Below are 19,631 nucleotides of genomic sequence, written 5' to 3' on the forward strand. Positions count from 1 at the left end.
TCCTTGGATTAAGACTCAACCTGTGAATGATTCCGTTTCAGCTAATCTGTTTTGGAAATACACTTATGTCTATTATTTCTTTCTAAAAGTGTTTGCAGCAAAATTGAAATAATAGCCAGGCTGAATATCAAGGAGGCTAGAGCTAAATAAGTGTTTAAATTGGGTAAGTAATTCCAATTAAAACTAACAATGCCAGCTCGATAGAAAATCAAAAATTCAGTCGATACAAAAGCGATGAGGTAAAGGCTTATACTGAATTTTGAAAGCTTAATCCATTCTAAATGTGAGGCAAAAAACAACAGAAATAAACTTATAACGCCTAAGAAAAACCAATGTAAATAACCTATAACCACATCTAAGTTAGCAGTGGCAATTTCAGCAAAATAAGGAATACCGCTTAAAGTTTGCATGATCAACTTAAGGACAAACACAAAGACAATGATTTTTAAAATAAATTTGGATTGCGGAGTTAATGCTATATATAATGGATGCAACGGTTTTTTAATCGATTTCCACAAATAAAACAGACCAAGCCACAAAGACAGACTTCCAAAATTACTAAGCAAATATATAGTCCAGTGTGAGGTTGTCCAGAGGGTGGATAAGAAAAAGGTGCCGATGATTCCTGTATGAAAAAAGAACAGAAATTTTGTAAAAGAGGTGGTTTCAATTTTCAATTTAGATTTCTCTAGAATAAACACCAACAAGCCTATAATGGCTAGTACAAACCAGGCATTGTATTGAAAGTGCAGATAGAAATAAATAGCCAGTTTATACCAAACTGATGCTTTTCCTAAAGTTGCCATGATCGCTCCTAAAGCCCACGGTCCGATGGAAGATAGTACCATATAAAACAAGGCATGCCTGATGAGAGAAAATGATTTTTTTGGTTTTAATTCTGGGGATGTATGCCTTAATATAAAACCAGAAAACACATAACTTACAATCAGAAATAAGGTTGAAAATAGTATTGAAACAAAAGCATATCCTTGAACAGGAAAAGCGATAAGCATTCCGACCAAGCAAGCTTGTGTCGCCCAGAAAATCTTGGTGTAATGGTTCCTGTTTTTAAATTTTGGAATAAAAAAATAGACTATAAAACTACTCAAACCTAAATATACCCAACCTAATAAAGCCACATGCGAATGGGCATGAACCACGTATTTGTAGTTGCCGATAATATCCCAGCTAAATGGTGTGGCTGCCAGCCTAAGAAAAAACCCAAAAACAGCGGCGACAAGTAAATATAAAAAGCTACTTGTAAAATGCTGTTTTAGGGTCATCATCAATCAAAACAAACTATGAAAGGACTTCCTTTTCCAAAGCTAAAGCTTTTGGGAAAAGGATATTATTTTCTAAATGAATATGTAAATGTAAATCATTTTCAAATTCTTCTAGTTTATGAAACATAGCTCGATATGTATTACAGGCATGTTCCGGTAAAGTATAGTTATGAGTTAAAGAAGCAATTTCCTTAAATAGATCTCCTGCGGCTTCATGTTCGTCTTCCATCATCGCAATAGGGTTTTCTACCGTTCCAAAATGAGGTCGCTCTACTTTCTTAGCCTCTTTAAATGCGCGTTCCATTTTAGCAATAAAGGGAAATAATATCAGCTCTTCTTTTTTCAAATGTGGAGTTAACTCATTAGCGACTTCAGCAAATAAATCTCTCACTTGGATCAATTCTGGATTGGTGCTGCCGTGAACTTTTGCTACTTTATTGGTATATTGAATCAGTATCGGGATAGTTTCTTCTACATAGCTGTGATGAACATTTTCAATATGTTGAGCCAGAAAATGCAAGTCCCACTTTTTATAATCATAGGTTCTGCCTTTGTTTTCCAGATTCTGAAGATCTTCAAGTAAATCATCTAATTGAACTTGATTTTTTTCGCAGGCTTTATCAACGCTGATACCTCCTCCGCAACAAAAATCAATACCATGTTTTTTAAAAACATGAGCTGTATTTATATTTTCACTGACCAGCTCAGCAACTGTTTTATCTTTTATTAAGGACATAATGCTTAGGATTTAAATTATAACTTAAAATTACGACTAGATCAGGCCTTAGTTTATGACTTGAATCAAGTTCAGGATATTAAAAATCTTTTTTATTGGCGATACGAAGCATTCGCCATAAAGGTAAAACTACCCACATTGCCAATACCCCTAAGGACACTAGACTTCCTGTTAAAGTGCCGAAAAAGTCTTTAAAAATAGCTCCTGTATAACCCAGTAGTGCGGAGATATCAAGTTTCAATAAAATTAGAATTCGTGATAAATCGATAGGATTAAACAGCGTAGCGATGAGGGTAAACTGGTCTAAAGGATATTCCTGAAAATAAATGAGGGCAATCAAAAACGCACCGTCATAAATGACTGCCAAAAACAACCATAATAAAATGGCATATCCAAATCCTTTAATTTTATTGGTATTGGACAAGGCAATATTGAAAGCCAAAGCACTAAATATGAAGCTTAAAAAAACAGCGACTACAATCAGAATTAAAAAATCGAAAATAACATTGGATTCGAATAAACCATACAACGCAAAGGGAATGCCCATGCCTAATAACACACTTAAGGATAGGGAAGTAGCCACACCTAAAAACTGCCCCAAAAATATTGATTGCCTTTTAATGGGTTGTGCCAAGAGCAGTTCTGTAAATTCCTGTGAATCATAGTAATACATCACCCCGAAAATAGTTCCGATGAGTGGTACTAAAACAATCACAACATTGAGCAGGGTGATAATGGTGTTTGATAGATCGTTGTTCAAAAATAACAACACCGAACTCAAAAGCAGATAGAATAAGAAATAGACATAGCTCCAACGACTTCTTACCAAATCAAAAAAACTGTATTTTAATATTTTAAGCATGATTGTCTTTTAATAAGTTAGCAATGGCGTATTCAAAATCGGTTTCTCCTGTGGTTGATTTTAAATCGTCTATACTTCCATCAAAATAGACTTTACCATCTAAAATAAAACTGATATGGTCTGAGATTTCCTCTACAAAGCTCATGATGTGAGAAGTTATCAGGATTGTTTTTCCATTTTCCTGTTCTTTTTTGAGCAGGTCTTTTAATTTAATCAGGGATAGAGGATCCAGGCCTGAAGTGGGTTCATCCAAAATAACAAATGGACTGTCAAACATAAGACTAAGTACCAAGTTTACTTTTTGCTTGTACCCACCAGATAGATGACTCAGTTTGGTGTTGAGGTAGGGTTCCAGTTCAAAATAGTCAATCAATTCTGTATCACGTGTTTTTTGATGTCGCAAATCTTTGATCATTGCTATGATTTCTTTCACCTTTATGTTTCCAGGGAAGTTGGCGATTTGTGGTAAATAATCAATATTTTTTCTGTAGGACCAATTGTTTCTAGTATTGGATTCACCTACTAAAATATCGCCTTTACTTGAATGACACATTCCAAGTAATATTTTGATTAAGGTGGTTTTTCCAGAGCCATTAGGACCTAAAATAGCGGTGGTTTTACCTTTTTGAATCTTTAAATTGATGCCTGTGAGCACCTCATTTTTACCAAAATTTTTATGAATATCTTTAAATTCTACCATTGTACTTCGCGCATTAGTGGTTGTTGATCGGTGAGGTTTTTTGGAGTGAAAACTGGAGTTACTTTCTCAGAAAAGTTGATGATATCTATAAATAAACTTCTTAATAAAATGATACTTTCAGGCGTTTCATTTACCAGGTAACTAAATAACTTCACAGGGCGATAAGGCACATCTCCATATCCATCTTTGTCCAAATCATAACCTGTATAATCACTCCAATAATTCTTATCAAAGCTATTATCATTTAAGCCACCAGAATAACTCAAATCGAAGTTATTATAGAGGAAATTATTTCTTGAAAAATTATTCTGATAGCTACCACCTACGAATTTTACAGCGTAACCATTATTTATGAAGTCATTTTCACGATATGTTATTCTCGTAGAACCATCTGCTGTGATTCCTGTGGTGTTGTTCTCAAAAGTATTATGGTAGATTTCACCGTCACTGATTTCCTTTAGTAACAACCCATAAGAAGCGGTTCCCCAATTTTTTTTAAACACATTATTGTTCATTTGAATACGTTTGGAAAACATGACAGCTACTCCAGCACTATTATTTTGAAATGTATTATAACTGTAGCGATTATCGTTGGAAAACATGAAATGCAAGCCATAGCGCATATTGTCATGGCTAAAATTATTTTCAAAAACATTATTGCTTCCAAATTCAATGTAAATTCCATCACGCATATTGTAAACTTTATTCTGTCTTACAATCAATTCCTTTGAATCCCAAAGATGAATAGCATTTCCAGAGCTGGCTTCAGATTTACCTACTCCCGATATATTGTTATTTTCTACGATTCCATGTTTTGATTTTTCAATTAAAAACCCAAAGAATGCTTTTTTTAAAGTGATGTTTTTTAGTTTAAAATCATTACATCTGTAAAGGTAAATCGCTGCATAATCTGAAGTATAGCTTACTTCAACGTTTTTTATGGTAAGACTGGCAATGCTAAAATCGTTAGCTTCCACCTTAATCCCGTAGCCTTTATTGTCGATATCTACTATGCTACCTTCTTCACCAAGGAGATGAAGCGATTTCTTATTGATAAAAATATCATGTTCTTTATAAATCCCTTTTTTAATGAAAATGGAATCCCCGGATTTAGCAGCATCAACGGCTTTTTGAATCGAAGAAAACTCACAGTTATTCGCGCATACCTCAATTGTTCTGTTTTGAGAATATCCGCTAAGAAGTGTGACTGCAAAGCAAAAAATAAAGAGATATAATTTCATGTTAATGATGTTTGTGAATGTCTTTTTTGATGACACTTTTCAATTCATCCCATTTGTATACTCTACCCTCTAGTTTGCTTTGAGCCTCTTCAGCTTCATTTTTTGATTTGAAAGCAGTGAGATAAGCACCCATAGGACTTGGTAAGTTTTTACTAATTAAATATGAGGAGTTCTTAGCGGGTATCATTTCTCCTGGTTTATTGTAATTAGCGACAAGTAAGGTTGCGTTTTCAAATTTTTTGGAATCTTCTTTAATATAATTTACCATGCATTCAATAGCATCAAACTTGTGTTGTTTGCCTTTTTCAGTCACTAGCTGTGCTGCATGTGTTTTTTTAACGATACTCATGCTACAGTAATCACACTGGTCTTCTCCATATTTAATGGGTTTTGCTGATTTGTCGCAGGATGTAATAGCGATAAATAATAGGGCTAAAAATATATACTTCTTCATATTACTTTGCTTTTTTAAATCCGATGATGTAGGCTACACATGTAAGGGACATGCCTATTCCCATTAAAATTGCTCCGAGAGCCGGATAAGAATGAGCTGTAAAGTTTAATATGTCCTTAGAGCCAAATAAAGGCGGTTTATAACTGAGAGGATTTCCTTCCTTATCTGTCATTTTCATAATGGCTTTAGGGTCTAGATTGGTTCCATAATCTGTCATCCAGTTATTGAAATCAATCATACCCAGGACACCTAGCACAACCATAAGAATAAGCCATCCTAAAAACCAGTTGTAGGATATTTTTTTAAAGAATCCCAAAACACCTATAATAATTCCCACTATGGCCATTCCGCCAACAACCTTAGGAAATACAGAGAATTCCCACATTTCATCATCTTTAGGTAGTTTGCGCATACCTATATAGTGATTAAGACCGTCTATATTTTGGATATCGTGTTTTTCATGACCTTCAAGTCCGTCGAGGTGAATATACATTCCTATGCCACTTGGGTACTGAGGTGCTTCTAAGGTAATGCTCCAAAGCGGGTAGAGAAACAACCCAAAAAGTAGTGCAGAACCAATTATCATGGTAATACTTGCAATTTTCATAAGCTAATTTTTTAATAAAAAAGGGACGAGCAGAGAATCTACTCGCCCCAGAATTGAGTAATCAAAACACTAAAATCAATTCATTACTCTTTCCACTCGTCATCAAGTGACCAGCGTAACTTAGTATTACTGTTTTTAGCAGAAACTCTTACATAACCTTGCATTTCCTGGTGAAGTGCAGAACAGAAGTCTGTACAGTAGAAAGGCCAGACACCTTCGCGTTTAGGTTCCCATGTAATGGTTTTAGTTTGTCCGGGCATGACTAAAATTTCTGAAGTATTAGCACCAATCATTGCAAATCCATGAGGAACATCAAAGTCCTGCTCCAGGTTTGTGATGTGGAAATAAACTTTGTCTCCCACTTTAATCCCTTCAATGTTATCTGGCGCAAAGTGACTTCTCACAGTTGTAGCATAAATATGAACTTCATTTCCATTGCGTTCAACACGTGTATCCGCTTCACTTTTTGCAGCGTATTTATGGTTATTTTCCTCTAATTCATAATACTTTTTAGATTTAGATTTGATCAGTTCAGCAGGAATAGCAGCAGCATAGTGAGGCTCACCATGTGTTGGGAAATCAAGCAATAATTCCATTTTATCTCCAGTAATATCATATAACTGAGCTGAGTGCTCTAGTTCCGGGCCCGTAGGAAGGTACCTGTCTTTAGTAATTTTATTCATACTAAACATATACTTACCAAAAGGTTTTCTTGAGTTACCACCAGGGATGGTTAAGTGACCTACTGAGTAATAGGTAGGGAGTCTATCAATAACTTCCCAGGTGCCTATTTTCCATTTAACAACCTCAGAAGAGATAAAGAAAGTAGTGTAACCATAGCCCTTTCCATCAAACTCAGTGTGCAATGGGCCTAATCCACCGCTATCTACAACACCTTCCAAAACAGATTCAAAGCTTAAAATAGGGATACCATAAGCGTCACCATCATAATCTTTATCTTCAATGGCTTTCATCATTTTATCAAAAGAATAGACACTTAATTGAGTTGATAACTTTCCATTACCGATAATATATTGTCCCGATGGATCTACATCTAATCCATGAGGAGATTTTGGTACCGGCATATAATATACAGCACCTTCTACATTTCTTGGATCTACAGAGATCACACCTTCTTTCATTTCTGTAGTGGCTGTCATCGTAGACTCGTCATAAGTATTATGTGCGTAAGTACCTGCTACTTTTGTACCGCCGCCATTTTCTACATATTCTGCAATCTTCTGCCAATTTACAGCTGCGATAAAATCTTTATCATTTTGTGAAGCATTAACCTCCATCATAGAGTGTGCTTCTTCAGTGTTATATGAAGTAAAGAAGAACCAACCATGAGATTTATCTCGCCCAGGGTGAGCTAAGTCATAGTTAAATCCTGGCATGTTCAACTGAAAATCCAGATTCATATGACCGTGCTCCTGATCAATAGAAATAAAGCTTAAAGGTCCTTTAAACTCACCTTTCATTTCATCAATAGGCATGTCACGTTGTGGATTTGGAACCGCAAAACGAGTACCTGCCACGATATATTCTGTGTTTTCTGTTACGAAAGAGGAGGCGTGATTTCCCGCTGAATTAGGAATTTCGATGATTTCTTCTGTTTCGAAAGTCTCTAAGCTTATTCTTGCAATACGCGGAGTGTTATTTTCGTTGATAAAAACCCAGCGTCCATCTAATTCTCCGTTGGTTTGGGAAATATCTGGGTGGTGAGCATCACCCCAGGGTACAAAGCCAAAAGAGGTGTTAAGCATGGCTTTAGTTTCTTCAGAATATCCATACCCATTGGTTGGAAATTGAGAAAAAACAGGGATTTCTTTAAACATTCTGCCACTCGGTAAGCCATAAACAGTAAGGTTACCGGAATAACCGCCAGATAGGAAAGCATAGAACTCATCATGCTCACCTGGAGCTACATATACTTTTTCAGCATTGGAAGAAGCCATAGCTCCAGAAGAGCCATCCTTTGAATTGTTACCACAACCTATGAGCAGTAATCCTGCGCCTAGACCTAGTAAAAGTTTTTGAATAGTTTTCATTGTTGTTTTAATTTTAAAAATTAGTTTTCTGGTATTAATACGTTATCGATGATGTGTACCCAGCCGTTACTCACATTAACGGTAGCAATAATTTTAGCATTACCGATGTAAAGGTCTTCCCCTTTTTTTATCACTTCCAGATATTGACCATCCGCCATATAAAGTTTTCTGTCTTTTTCTATGTTTTTTTCTAAAGTTTTGACAGGATAGTTGCTAGGCGCAACGTGATGGACTAGAATGTTAGCGAGCTTAGATTTGTTTTCGGGTTTTAACAAATCTTCAAGAGTTGCCTTGTCCAGTTTGTCAAAAGCCGCATTGGTTGGTGCAAAAACTGTAAGTGGTCCTACATTTACCAGGGAATTTTCGACACCTGCTGCTTGTACAGCTTTAACCAAAGTGGTGTGATCTTCAGAGCCAATTGCTAGTTGAAGTGCGTTTGGATCTCCATTATCATCTTCAATAAAAGCTTGTCCTTTATTGGAAGTAGAAGTTTCGGTCATGTCTGTTTTACCATCTGCGGATTGTTCAGAACTTTTTGATTTATCTGAAGAGTTGCATGCTAGTAAACATACCAATACAAAAACAGAGGCTATTGATTTAATAAAAAACTGAATGTTCATAGAGTTGTAGTTAAAAGGATTAATGAGTCTTATCATATTCTCTGAAGTACTCTAGAATAGCGCGTGCATCTTCTTTAGACACATTTTGATTGGCCATTACCGCCATATTGCTCTCTATTAGCAATTGTTTAGCAATAGGATCTTTTTTAATCATTTCTTGAGGATTAAGAATCATGTTCATGATCCACTCTGGGCTTCTACGTTCAGTGACACCACCTTGCGCCGGACCAACAAATTTCTTTTCCATCTTATGGCAAGCTGTACAAAGATTGTTATACACCTTCTCACCGCGAGTAGCCATTTCTTTATTTATACCTTCACCTACATCTACAGATTTGATAGGGCCAATACCTATATTAGCTAAAGCATCTTCTGCAGAAATTTCAGTTCCAGATTGTTTTTTCGGTTCAGATTTTTTTTCAGTGCTGGATTTTTGACCAACTTTTATTTGGTCTTTTTCTTTCTTTTCCTCATTTCCGCCACAAGCTATGAGCATGCCCAGGAGAACAATGGAAGTGAATTTAATAAGTGTTTTCATGTTTTCTGATTTTAATTACTTTAACAAAAGTATAGTCTACCTTTTTTTTGCTATATGATTCAAATCATATTCAAATTTCTGTTTATTATAAAACACACTATATGTGTCTGGTTATTAGGTTATTAAATTTAATTAAAAAACTCAACATTAATAAGTATGTTGTCATTATTCTTTCGAAAGCTGATAGTTATCAGTTTTTTATTAAATATTATGAAATTTAATTTATAGCAGATTGAATCTATTTACTTTTGTGAGTGTATATTCACTTACTTATGACAAATCGACAATTAGAAATTATCAATTCAGCTGGTAAAATTTTAACCAGAGAAGGAATAAGCGGGTTAACCATAAAAAATATAGCAACAGAAATGCAGTTTTCAGAGAGTGCTCTTTATAGACATTTTAAAAGTAAAGAACAGATCATTTTGAGCATGCTAAATTATTTAGCTGATGGTATGCAGGAGCGCTGTGAAAACGTAATAGAACAGAATGATTCTTCTACCCTTCAACTTGAGAATTTATTTGCTCATCAGATATCCTATTTTAAACAGCACCCCCATTTTGTGAGTGTTGTTTTTTCTGATGGCCTGCTAGAAGAAAGTGAGCGAATAAATAAGGCGATAAGGGAAGTTATGAAGGTAAAGTATGATCTGCTTTTGCCGATTATTCAGGATGGTCAACTTAATGGTGAATTCAATAATGCGATAGAGAGCCGAAATTTAGTTGAAATTATAATGGGAGCCTTTCGTTTACAAATGTTCAAATGGAAGTCCTCTGGTTTTAGCAGTGATATAGACGGCCATGGAAATGCAATTATTGAAAATCTAATTTCACTTATTCAGAAAGCTGAAAAAGGTTTAACCAGAGATGTTAGAAAGTATTCATAAAGAAATAAAGAGTCAATGAAAAAACTTATTCTTATATTCTTGTTTACTGGGATAGTAGGACAAGCTCAAAAGGTACTTAGTTTAAATGACTGCTATGACCTGGCAGCAAAGAATTATCCTTTAGTCAAACAAAAAAAACTGTTAGAAAATCAATTATCTACAGAAACTGATGCGATAGATGCAGAAAAACTTCCTCATATAAGTCTGTTATCAAGGGCTAGTTATCAATCGGATGTTATCAATTTGCCGATTCCAAATTCTGATTTACAAGGTCCAAACAAGCAACAATACAGAAATGAATTGCAAATTAATCAGTTAATTTATGGCAGTGGGGTGATTGGTGCCAAGTCAAATCTTATCAATAAAACCAATCAAGCCGATCAGTTGGCTGTTGACATTAGATTGTATCAATTGAAACAACGCATCAATCAAGTATACTTTTCAATTTTACTTTATCAAAAGAAAATTGAATTACAAGCCAAGCGAAACCAACAACTTCAACAACAATTGCTGGAAATAAAATCTGGCATAGATAGTGGAGTTATTATAGCCTCGGCACAAGATGCTATCCAAGCAGAATTATTAAAGATACAACAAGAAACTACAGGGTTTGAAGGCAATCAGCAATATCTTATAAATGCGCTTTCAGGTTTAATAGGGATAAAGGTTTCAGATGTATATCAGTTGCAGTTTAGTGAAATTAAGGTCAATAATGGATCTTCTCTCCAGCGACCAGAATTAAATTTTTTTCAGGCCAAAAAAGAAGAATTGACAGCAAATCAAAATTTGATGTCTAAAGAGAATTTACCGCAACTGAATGCTTTTGCTAATGCAGGATATTCCAATCCAGGTTTGAATATGCTGGACAATCAATTTCAAGATTATGTATTTGTAGGACTTCAATTGAACTGGAAACTATTTGATTGGAATGCTAATAAAAACAAACGCAAAAGTTTAGATTTTAAGAAAGAAGAGCTCTCTGTAGAAGCAGAAACTTTCCGATTAAATACCAGAACTGAACTAGATGAACAATTTCAAAAGATAAAAAGCTTAGAGCAAATCATAGAAGATGATGACGCTATTATTCTATTGCGGCAAAAGATCATGGATGCAACTTATTCTCAGCTCAAATATGGGTTGATAACCGCTTCCACTTTTTTGGCTGAGCAAACTCAATACTACGAGAGTGAAAGTTCAAAACTGATACATCAAATTGAGTTGATGCTTGCTAAACAAAATTATAATACCATAAAAGGACACTAAAATGAAAACTATAACACAACTCCTATTCTTGCTTCTACTATTCTCTTTCTCATCATGTTCTACAGATGAAAAAGCAGATGCTTATGGAAATTTCGAAACTACAAGCGTATTGGTTTCTGCAGAAAATACAGCTAAGATCGTAGAGCTAAATGTAGATGAAGGAAGCCTTCTTCAAAAAAATCAAGTTGTAGGTTACCAGGATACTCTTCCGTTACATCTCAAAAAGCAAAATCTTAAAGCGAAGAAGCAAGTTGTACAAGCTAATTCTGCCAGTGTATTGGCAGAAATCAATGTACTTTCTGCAAGAGCAAAAACCGCTAAAATAAATCGAAATCGTATTAAACAAATGCTAAGCGATAATGCAGCAACTCAACAACAATTAGACAATATTCAAGGAGAAATAAACGCTTTGCATCAGCAAATTAACAGCGTTAAATCTAAAAATGCTTCAGTACTTACTGAGCTTCAACTCATAGAAATTCAGTTAAAAGAATTGGAAGATTTACTTCAGAAAAGCATGATTAAGAGTCCTATTAATGGTCGAGTACTCAACACCTATGCAGAGGCCTCGGAAGTTGCACAATATGGCAAACCCTTATTTGAAATGGCTGATTTGTCTAAGCTTGAAATTAGAGCCTATATTTCAGAAACACAATTAACAGAGTTTACCTTAGGAGATAAAGTAGAAGTGAAAGTAGATTCACAAGACGGCATGCTATCTTATAAAGGCCAAATCATCTGGATTGCTGATGAAGCCGAATTTACTCCCAAAATTATCCAAACGAAAGAAGAGCGTGTTGCTTTAGTCTATGCGATTAAAGTTGAAGTTGAAAATGATGGAAAACTCAAAATAGGCATGCCAGCAGAAGTTTGGTTGAAATAAAACTACTAAAACAAAATGTCTAAAAATCAAAATAAATAAATAATGACTGAACACGAATATAATGTTGAAATAGAATGGCTGAATACCCGTAGGGGGAAAATGTATTCACCAGAATTAGAGAATACAGAAGAGAACATTACAAATGAAATAGAGGTTGCACCACCAACTCAATTTTCGGGCGGGATTCCCTATACCTGGACACCAGAGCACCTGTTTACATCTGCCGTAAGTAGTTGCTTGATGACTACATTTCTAGCTATCTCTGAGTATTCCAGGCTTGAGTTTGTAAGTTATAAATGCAAGTCGAAAGGAATTTTGAAGAAAATAGATGGGCGTTTCGCGATGAGTGAAATTCAATTGTATCCAGAAGTAGTAGTTAATGACGAGGCTTTAGTTGAAAAGGCCGAAAAGGTTCTTTGGAAAGCAAAGAAAGCTTGTCTTATTTCCAATTCGGTAAATTCAGAAATTACAATGCATCCAACCATCACCATACAATCTTATGCAAGTGAGCCTTCAAATTAGTAATATTTCAAAATCCTTTAAGGATTTAAAAGCCTTGAAACACATTAGTCTTGAGGTCAAGGAAAACGAGCTTTATGGCTTGATTGGTCCCGATGGTGCTGGTAAAACAACGCTTTTTAGGATTTTGGCAAGTTTACTTTTACCAGATGAAGGGCAGGCTAATGTAGCAGGTTATAATGTGATTACAGATTATAAGCAATTAAGAAAAAATATAGGTTATATGCCGGGTAAGTTTTCGCTTTATCAGGATCTAACGGTAGAGGAAAACCTAAACTTTTTTGCTACCATTTTTAACTCCAGCATCGAAGAAAATTACGATTTGATCAAAGATATTTATGTACAGATAGAACCTTTCAAAAAACGAAAAGCTGGAGATTTATCGGGTGGGATGAAACAAAAACTAGCACTGAGTTGCGCCTTGATCCACAAACCAAAAGTTTTGTTTCTAGACGAACCTACCACAGGCGTTGACCCGGTATCCAGAAATGAATTTTGGGATATGTTGAAGAAGCTTCAAAAAAAGGGCATCACCATATTTGTATCGACCCCCTATATGGATGAAGCTGCTTTGTGTGACCGTATAGCCTTTATAAATAAGGGTGAAATTCTTCAGGTTGATACGCCTTCGGCTATTGTCAAAAACTTTGCTAAGCAAGTTTTAAACATTCAAACTCCGTCCATATATAAAGCCTTGCGAGTTTTAGGGAGTTATCAACACACGCATAGCATTTATCCTTTTGGGGAGTCCTTACATTATATGGATTCTCGAAAAGATTTTGATTTGAATGAGGTTCTAAATCATCTAAAAAATGAAGAAATCAAAGACGTTGAAGGAGAGTTGATTTCTCCGGAAATTGAAGATGTGTTTATGGAACTCTCAAGAAACTAAACTCATGGAAACAACAATTAAAGCAACGAATCTAACCAAGTCCTTTGGTGATTTTACAGCGGTAGATAAGCTAAATTTTGAAGTTGAAAAAGGTGAGATTTTCGGTTTTCTAGGAGCTAACGGTGCAGGAAAAACAACGGCTATGAAAATGCTTATCGGTATTTCCAAACCTACTGCAGGAGATGCCATGGTTGCCAATTATAAAGTTTCAACTCAAGCGGATTTAGTCAAAAAAAACATCGGCTACATGAGTCAGAAATTTGCTTTGTACGATGATTTAAACATTAAGGAAAACATTCAATTTTTTGGTGGGATTTATGGTCTAAATGCGAAAACACTTCAGCAGAAATACCAGCAGGTTGTAGAAAATTTAGGCTTAGAAAACTACGTTAAGCAGTTAGTGAAAAACTTACCGCTGGGTTTGAAACAAAAATTAGCTTTTTCGGTAGCCTTGTTACATCAACCCAAAGTCGTGTTTTTGGACGAGCCTACAGGTGGAGTTGACCCCATCACTCGACGCCAGTTTTGGGAATTGATCTACGAAGCAGCAGATCGGGGTACCACCATTTTTGTGACCACGCATTATATGGATGAAGCCGAATACTGCGACCGAATTTCTATGATGGTAGATGGCAAAATTAAGGCCTTGGATACACCAAAAGCTCTCAAAAAGGAATTTGGCGCAGAGACATTGAACGAAGTATTTTTAAACCTTGCCAGATGAAGAAGTTTATAGGATTTGTAAAAAAAGAGTTTTACCATATTTTCAGGGATAAGCGCTCTCTTTTTATCCTATTCGGTATGCCTGTCGCTCAGATTTTGCTGTTTGGTTTTGCGATTTCCAATGAAATCAACAACGTTGATATCGCTATTCTTGATAAAGCTGATGATAAAAATTCAAAAGAAATTATAGTCAATCTAAAGGCCTCTAAATATTTCAATGTACTCGATTATCTGCAAAGTGAAAAAGAAATTGAAACCGCATTCCAAAAGGGTAAAATAAAAGCGGTAGTGACTTTTGACCAGGATTTTGCCAGAAATCTGCAACGTCCGAAAACCAGTAAATTGCAAATCATCACCGATGCTACCAACCCCAATGTAGCCAACACGATAACCAACTACATCAATTCAATAGTCGTAAAATATCAAATGGTGAATTTGCAGCAGGACCCACCACCACAACTTGTGCAATCTGAAAGCAGAATGTCCTTTAATCCAGCCCTTGAAAGTGTTTACATGTTTGTGCCAGGAGTTATGACCGTCATCTTAATGCTGGTTTCTGCAATGATGACTTCCATATCAATTACGCGAGAAAAGGAAGTAGGTACGATGGAAATTTTGCTGGTTTCTCCTTTAAAATCAAGTACAGTAATTGCAGGTAAAGTGGTGCCCTACATTTTTTTATCTCTTATTAATGCTATTGTTATTGTTCTCTTAAGCGTATTTGTATTTCATATGCCGATAATGGGAAGTTTATTCTGGCTATCTATCGAGAGTCTTCTGTTTATCGTTACTTCGTTGAGTTTAGGGATTTTGATTTCTACCTTATCCTCAACTCAGCAAACCGCTATGATGATTTCATTGATGGGCTTAATGCTTCCTACTATCTTATTATCTGGGTTTATTTTTCCTATAGAAAGTATGCCGTATCCTTTGCAACTAATCAGTCATATTATTCCTGCCAAATGGTTTATCATCATCATTAAATCAATTATGCTGAAAGGAGTTGGTTTTAGTTTTTTCTGGAAAGAAACGCTCATTTTAGTGGTAATGACGATTTTTTTATTGGGTCTCAGTATCAAAAAATACAAGATAAGATTAGCCTAAAGCATTCATAGTATTAAAAACAGGACATGAAAATTGTATTCATTATCATAAGAAAGGAGTTCAAACAAATATTTAGGAACAAAGCAATGCTTCCTATCATTTTTGTGTTGCCCTTACTTCAGCTTATTATTTTATCGAATGCTGCTACTTATGAGGTGGATAATATTCAAGTGGCTTATATAGATTATGATAAAAGTCTTTCTTCTCGAAAATTGATAGAGCATATAAAAGGGTCTTCCTATTTTGAAAATCCTGTTTATTTTGGATCACTTGCTTTAGCTGAAGAAGCCATATTAAATGACAAGGTGGATCTAGTTTTAGAAATTCCTAATCATTTTGAAAAGGATATTCAAAATGCCAATCATCCAAGAGTTGCTGTAAGAATAAATGCAATAGATGGTGCTACAGCTGGAGTCCAAAATGTATATATTCAAAAAATCATTTCAAATTTTAATAAAACTATTAAGGTAGAAAGCTACAACCCAGCTCAACAAAGTCTGAACTATTCAAGCATAGAGAGTGTGACTTCATTTTGGTACAATCAAAATTTGAATTATAAGACGTTGATGGTTCCTGGAATTTTGGTTCTCATCATCACCATGTTGACTTTGTTTCTCTCTAGTATGAATATTGTACGGGAAAAAGAAATAGGTACATTAGAACAAATTAATGTCACACCAATAAAAAAATGGCAGTTTATTGTCGGCAAACTATTTCCGTTTTGGGTGATTGGATTAATGTTGTTAAGTATTGGATTGATCATAGCTAAGCTGATATTTAATACTCCGATGCTAGGGAGTAATATGTTGATTTATGCCTATACCAGCCTTTATTTATTATTGATTTTAGGTATGGGTCTGCTTATCTCCAACTTCACAGACACTCAACAACAAGCGATGTTTATCGCCTGGTTTTTTGTAGTAATCTTCATTTTAATGAGTGGCTTGTTTACACCTATTGAAAGTATGCCGATTTGGGCGCAAAACTTCACGCAACTCAACCCTGTAGCTTATTTCGTAGAGATGATGCGAATGATCATGCTTAAAGGCTCTACGTTTCAGGACACAGGAGTTATTTTTATGAAGACCTTTATTTATGCTTTGGTCATGAACTTTTTAGCGGTCTGGAATTATCAGAAAAAGAATTGAGAAGCTACTGTTTTGAATTCACGTTAAATAGAGGTCACACAATGGTTAAATAAAGGTAAAATCTGTATTTAAGTAACTCAGGTTACGTCTGGTTTTTAGTACAAATCTCTATTTTGTAAATAAAAACTATGGATGTAGAAATTCTATCTCGTATCCAGTTTGCTTTCACAATTGCATTTCATTATATCTATCCACCTCTGAGTATCGGAATTGGTCTTATTATGGTTGTATTTGAAAGTATCTATATACGGACGAAAAAGAAAGAATATGAAGTTTTAGCAAAATTTTGGACCAAAATTTTTGCAATTACTTTTGGTATTGGAGTAGTAACGGGAATAGTCATGGAGTTTGAGTTCGGCACCAACTGGGCAACTTATTCGCGTTATGTGGGTGATATTTTTGGAAGTGCTCTTGCAGCTGAAGGTATTTTTGCCTTTGCACTAGAAAGTAGTGCACTGGGTATCCTTTTATTTGGATGGAATCGCGTAAAACCCTGGGTGCATTTGGTCGCAACATGGGCTGTTTTTTTAGGATCTATGTTTTCTGCTGTATGGATAGTTATCGCAAATTCATGGCAACAAACCCCTGCTGGTTATCACATTGTTGGCGAGGGTATGCAGGCCAGGGCAGAAATTGTAGATTTTTGGGCGATGGTGTTTAATCCGTCTTCTGTAGATCGATTGACACATGTTTGGCTTGGAGCTTTTTTGGCCGGGACGTTTTTAATTCTAAGTGTACATGCTTACTACATTCTAAAAGGTCGTTATGTGTTACTTTCAAAAAAAGCATTTAAAATCACACTTGTTGTTGCCGCAGTCTGTTCCCTTGCACAATTGTTTACAGGGCATCAATCTTCAGAAGGAGTTTCAGAAAACCAGCCTGCAAAATTAGCAGCTATGGAAGGGCATTTTGAAGCAGAGGCGCCAGCAGATTTATATTTGCTAGGATGGGTAGATAAGGAGAATAAAGAAACAACAGGTTTGAAAATCCCTGGAGGACTTTCATTTATGCTGGATCAGGATTTTGAGACTCCAGTAACTGGTTTGAATGCCTTTCCCATAGAAGATCAGCCTTCTCAAGTGAATGCTGTATTTCAATTTTATCACCTTATGGTGGCTATCGGAATGTTTCTAATAGCTATAAGTCTCTTTGGGTTGTGGCAGTGGAAGCGTGGTAAATTGTTTGAGAAAAAATGGTTGCTATGGACTTTTGTTTTTACAGCACTCTTGCCTCAACTCGCAAATCAATTTGGTTGGTTTGCAGCAGAAATGGGAAGGCAGCCCTGGGTAGTTTATGGATTGCTTAGAACTTCAGATGCATTGTCAAAAAGCGTACAGGCCAATCAGGTTTTATTTTCACTGATTTTATTTTTCATTGTATATTTTATTCTATTTCTATTGTTCGTGTATTTGATGAATAAGAAAATCCAAAGTGGTCCTGAAAGTGAAATTGATTTTGATCAAGGAAGCCTGAACAAAGAAATTTCAGAAGTCATTTCAAAAAAATAAAATATGGAAACGTTTTTAGGTTTAGATTATCCAACATGGTGGTTCTTGGTAGTAGGCGGTCTTTTTTCTGGCTATGCAATCTTGGACGGCTTCGATTTTGGGGCAGGCGCATGGCATATGTTTTTCAGAAAAAACTCAAGTAGAGAAACAGCACTTAAAGCAATTGACCCAACATGGCATGGAAATGAAGTTTGGCTTGTCATAGGAGGCGGGACTCTTTTTGCAGGATTCCCCGTGTTTTACGGAACCCTTTTTTCTGCCATGTACACGCCTTTCATCCTTTTTCTTTTGTTTATCATTTTTAGAGGGATCTCTATCAAATTCAGAAATATGGAAGAGATGCTTTGGTGGAGAAAAATGTGGGATTGGAGTTATTCGATTTCTAGTATAATGCTGGCATTTCTGCTTGGGGTAGTTTTAGGAAATATTTTAAATGGTATGCCTCTGGATGAAAATTATGAGTACATAGGAAGAGGTTTTTTTGAATTTTTAAACCCATTTTCAATTCTTGTAGGTGTGACGAGTCTAGCCCTTTTTATGATGCATGGTGCTATTTATTTATTATTAAAAACTGAAGGGGAACTTTTTAATAGAATCCAGCAATTTCTGAAATTCGGAATGGCATTTTTCATCATATCCTATATTGTAACAACATCTTATGGCTTTTTTTATGTGGATCATTTGCTCACAGTTTTTGAAGAAAATCAAGCGTTGTTTGTTGTGCCTTTTCTTGTTTTCTTAAGCATAGCCAATGTACCAAGATTGGCAAGCAAGAAACAGTACGGCTGGGCGTTTGTATTTACAAGTCTTACGATTGCTTTGCTGCTTGTGATTGTTGCTTTTGAATTATATCCGCGTTTACTTCTATCCAATTCTACAATCGAAAACAGCATTACCATTTACAATGCAGCCGCCTCCACCAAAACTTTAAAAATCATGATGGGGTTTGTTGCTGTGGGAGGACCTTTAGTATTGCTGTACAGTTATTTTGTATACAGAACATTTTGGGGTAAAGTAAAATCTGATTTTGAATCTTACTAAAGCGACCAGATCATAAATCTTTCTATTTGGATCGATCGATTATAACAACAAAGCCCTGCAGGTTAACCTGCAGGGCTTTGTTTTATTTAATTTTTGGATAAGTTATATATCGTCGAAGCTAATGTTTGTAAAAGCTGCAGCACTTGTTTTTGTAGCAGGTTCTTCTGTATGGATTGAGCCACTAGTTTCCATTTCTGATGGTTTAGTGAAATCTTTCTGATGCTTATCACTTATGACTTCTTCTCCTTTTTTATCTATGATAAAATTGGTTGTTTCATCTAAGGCTTCTTTGAAATTTTCAAAATCTTCTTTGTACAAGTAAATCTTGTGCTTTCTATAAAAGAAAGAGCCATCTTCATTTGTGAATTTTTTGCTTTCTGTAATCGTGAGATAATAATCATCTGCTTTGGTTGACCTTACATCAAAAAAATAAGTTCTTCTTCCAGCTCTTATCACTTTCGAGAAAATGTCTTCGTTCTTCATCGACCCTTGTTCACTCATAATACCTTTGTTAAATAAGATTAATATAACGTTTGTTCAAAAGTCTTAAAAAAAATCAAAAATTCAAATA

The 19,631-nt window shown here is 35.4% G+C and carries 21 protein-coding genes; 10 read left to right on the forward strand and 11 right to left on the reverse strand.

The window, feature by feature from the left end:
• Window positions 1-41: 41 nt before the first annotated feature.
• The 10 genes from ACFQ0R_RS01455 to ACFQ0R_RS01500 all read right to left on the reverse strand — a co-directional run bounded on the left by ACFQ0R_RS01455 (window position 42) and on the right by ACFQ0R_RS01500 (window position 9,092).
• A complete protein-coding gene (locus ACFQ0R_RS01455; RefSeq protein WP_379656595.1) occupies window positions 42-1,286 on the reverse strand; it encodes a hypothetical protein in 1,245 nt (414 codons plus the stop codon).
• A gap of 13 nt (window positions 1,287-1,299) precedes the next feature.
• Window positions 1,300-2,019 (reverse strand): iron-sulfur cluster repair di-iron protein, encoded by a 720-nt coding sequence (gene ric / locus ACFQ0R_RS01460; protein ID WP_379656596.1) that lies wholly within the window; start codon window positions 2,017-2,019, stop codon window positions 1,300-1,302.
• 79 nt (window positions 2,020-2,098) lie between these two features.
• Window positions 2,099-2,881, reverse strand: a complete 783-nt coding sequence (locus ACFQ0R_RS01465; protein ID WP_379656597.1) for an ABC transporter permease — start codon at window positions 2,879-2,881, stop codon at window positions 2,099-2,101.
• Entirely contained in the window at window positions 2,874-3,581 is a 708-nt protein-coding gene (locus ACFQ0R_RS01470) for an ABC transporter ATP-binding protein (protein ID WP_379656598.1), read from the reverse strand. The genes ACFQ0R_RS01465 and ACFQ0R_RS01470 overlap by 8 nt, the downstream gene beginning before the upstream one ends.
• A complete protein-coding gene (locus ACFQ0R_RS01475; RefSeq protein WP_379656599.1) occupies window positions 3,575-4,822 on the reverse strand; it encodes a nitrous oxide reductase family maturation protein NosD in 1,248 nt (415 codons plus the stop codon). Before ACFQ0R_RS01475 ends, ACFQ0R_RS01470 begins: the two co-directional genes overlap by 7 nt.
• A gap of 1 nt (window position 4,823) precedes the next feature.
• Window positions 4,824-5,276: a nitrous oxide reductase accessory protein NosL gene (locus ACFQ0R_RS01480; protein WP_379656600.1), complete on the reverse strand. Its 453-nt coding sequence runs from the start codon at window positions 5,274-5,276 to the stop codon at window positions 4,824-4,826.
• Window position 5,277: 1 nt separating this feature from the next.
• The gene (locus ACFQ0R_RS01485) at window positions 5,278-5,883 is read right to left on the reverse strand and encodes a hypothetical protein (RefSeq protein WP_379656601.1); all 606 of its coding nucleotides are present in this window, start codon (window positions 5,881-5,883) and stop codon (window positions 5,278-5,280) included.
• An 83-nt stretch (window positions 5,884-5,966) separates the two neighbouring features.
• On the reverse strand, window positions 5,967-7,934 hold the full coding sequence (gene nosZ, locus ACFQ0R_RS01490; RefSeq protein ID WP_224460825.1) for a Sec-dependent nitrous-oxide reductase: 1,968 nt from the start codon (window positions 7,932-7,934) through the stop codon (window positions 5,967-5,969).
• Window positions 7,935-7,954: 20 nt separating this feature from the next.
• Window positions 7,955-8,554 carry a fasciclin domain-containing protein gene (locus ACFQ0R_RS01495; protein ID WP_379656602.1) on the reverse strand — a complete coding sequence of 200 codons (600 nt, stop codon included), beginning with the start codon at window positions 8,552-8,554 and terminating at the stop codon, window positions 7,955-7,957.
• Between the two features lie 19 nt (window positions 8,555-8,573).
• Complete coding sequence (locus ACFQ0R_RS01500; protein WP_379656603.1) at window positions 8,574-9,092, reverse strand: c-type cytochrome; 519 nt, start codon at window positions 9,090-9,092, stop codon at window positions 8,574-8,576.
• A gap of 272 nt (window positions 9,093-9,364) precedes the next feature.
• Here ACFQ0R_RS01500 and ACFQ0R_RS01505 point away from each other — a divergent pair, with 272 nt between their 5' ends.
• The 10 genes from ACFQ0R_RS01505 (at window position 9,365) to cydB (ending at window position 19,060) form a co-directional block, all read left to right on the forward strand.
• Window positions 9,365-9,979 carry a TetR/AcrR family transcriptional regulator gene (locus tag ACFQ0R_RS01505; protein ID WP_379656604.1) on the forward strand — a complete coding sequence of 205 codons (615 nt, stop codon included), beginning with the start codon at window positions 9,365-9,367 and terminating at the stop codon, window positions 9,977-9,979.
• Between the two features lie 15 nt (window positions 9,980-9,994).
• Window positions 9,995-11,242, forward strand: coding sequence for a TolC family protein (locus ACFQ0R_RS01510; RefSeq protein WP_379656605.1), 1,248 nt, complete (start codon window positions 9,995-9,997; stop codon window positions 11,240-11,242).
• A gap of 1 nt (window position 11,243) precedes the next feature.
• Complete coding sequence (locus ACFQ0R_RS01515; RefSeq protein WP_379656606.1) at window positions 11,244-12,125, forward strand: HlyD family secretion protein; 882 nt, start codon at window positions 11,244-11,246, stop codon at window positions 12,123-12,125.
• A gap of 42 nt (window positions 12,126-12,167) precedes the next feature.
• On the forward strand, window positions 12,168-12,647 hold the full coding sequence (locus ACFQ0R_RS01520) for an OsmC family protein (RefSeq protein ID WP_379656607.1): 480 nt from the start codon (window positions 12,168-12,170) through the stop codon (window positions 12,645-12,647).
• Window positions 12,631-13,536, forward strand: coding sequence for an ABC transporter ATP-binding protein (locus ACFQ0R_RS01525; protein ID WP_379656608.1), 906 nt, complete (start codon window positions 12,631-12,633; stop codon window positions 13,534-13,536). The genes ACFQ0R_RS01520 and ACFQ0R_RS01525 overlap by 17 nt, the downstream gene beginning before the upstream one ends.
• Window positions 13,537-13,540: 4 nt before the next feature.
• Complete coding sequence (locus ACFQ0R_RS01530) at window positions 13,541-14,260, forward strand: ABC transporter ATP-binding protein (protein ID WP_224460817.1); 720 nt, start codon at window positions 13,541-13,543, stop codon at window positions 14,258-14,260.
• Window positions 14,257-15,363: an ABC transporter permease gene (locus ACFQ0R_RS01535; RefSeq protein ID WP_379656609.1), complete on the forward strand. Its 1,107-nt coding sequence runs from the start codon at window positions 14,257-14,259 to the stop codon at window positions 15,361-15,363. The genes ACFQ0R_RS01530 and ACFQ0R_RS01535 overlap by 4 nt, the downstream gene beginning before the upstream one ends.
• Before the next feature lie 26 nt (window positions 15,364-15,389).
• Window positions 15,390-16,511, forward strand: coding sequence for an ABC transporter permease (locus ACFQ0R_RS01540; RefSeq protein ID WP_379656610.1), 1,122 nt, complete (start codon window positions 15,390-15,392; stop codon window positions 16,509-16,511).
• Between the two features lie 128 nt (window positions 16,512-16,639).
• A complete protein-coding gene (locus ACFQ0R_RS01545) occupies window positions 16,640-18,019 on the forward strand; it encodes a cytochrome ubiquinol oxidase subunit I (RefSeq protein ID WP_379656611.1) in 1,380 nt (459 codons plus the stop codon).
• A 3-nt stretch (window positions 18,020-18,022) separates the two neighbouring features.
• Window positions 18,023-19,060 (forward strand): cytochrome d ubiquinol oxidase subunit II, encoded by a 1,038-nt coding sequence (gene cydB / locus ACFQ0R_RS01550; RefSeq protein WP_379656612.1) that lies wholly within the window; start codon window positions 18,023-18,025, stop codon window positions 19,058-19,060.
• Between the two features lie 102 nt (window positions 19,061-19,162).
• Here cydB and ACFQ0R_RS01555 read toward each other — a convergent pair whose 3' ends face one another.
• Window positions 19,163-19,561, reverse strand: coding sequence for a PUR family DNA/RNA-binding protein (locus tag ACFQ0R_RS01555; RefSeq protein ID WP_379656613.1), 399 nt, complete (start codon window positions 19,559-19,561; stop codon window positions 19,163-19,165).
• Between the last annotated feature and the right edge of the window lie 70 nt (window positions 19,562-19,631).

The organism is Psychroflexus salinarum (genome assembly GCF_042677225.1).
In the GTDB taxonomy this organism is placed as follows: domain Bacteria; phylum Bacteroidota; class Bacteroidia; order Flavobacteriales; family Flavobacteriaceae; genus Psychroflexus; species Psychroflexus salinarum.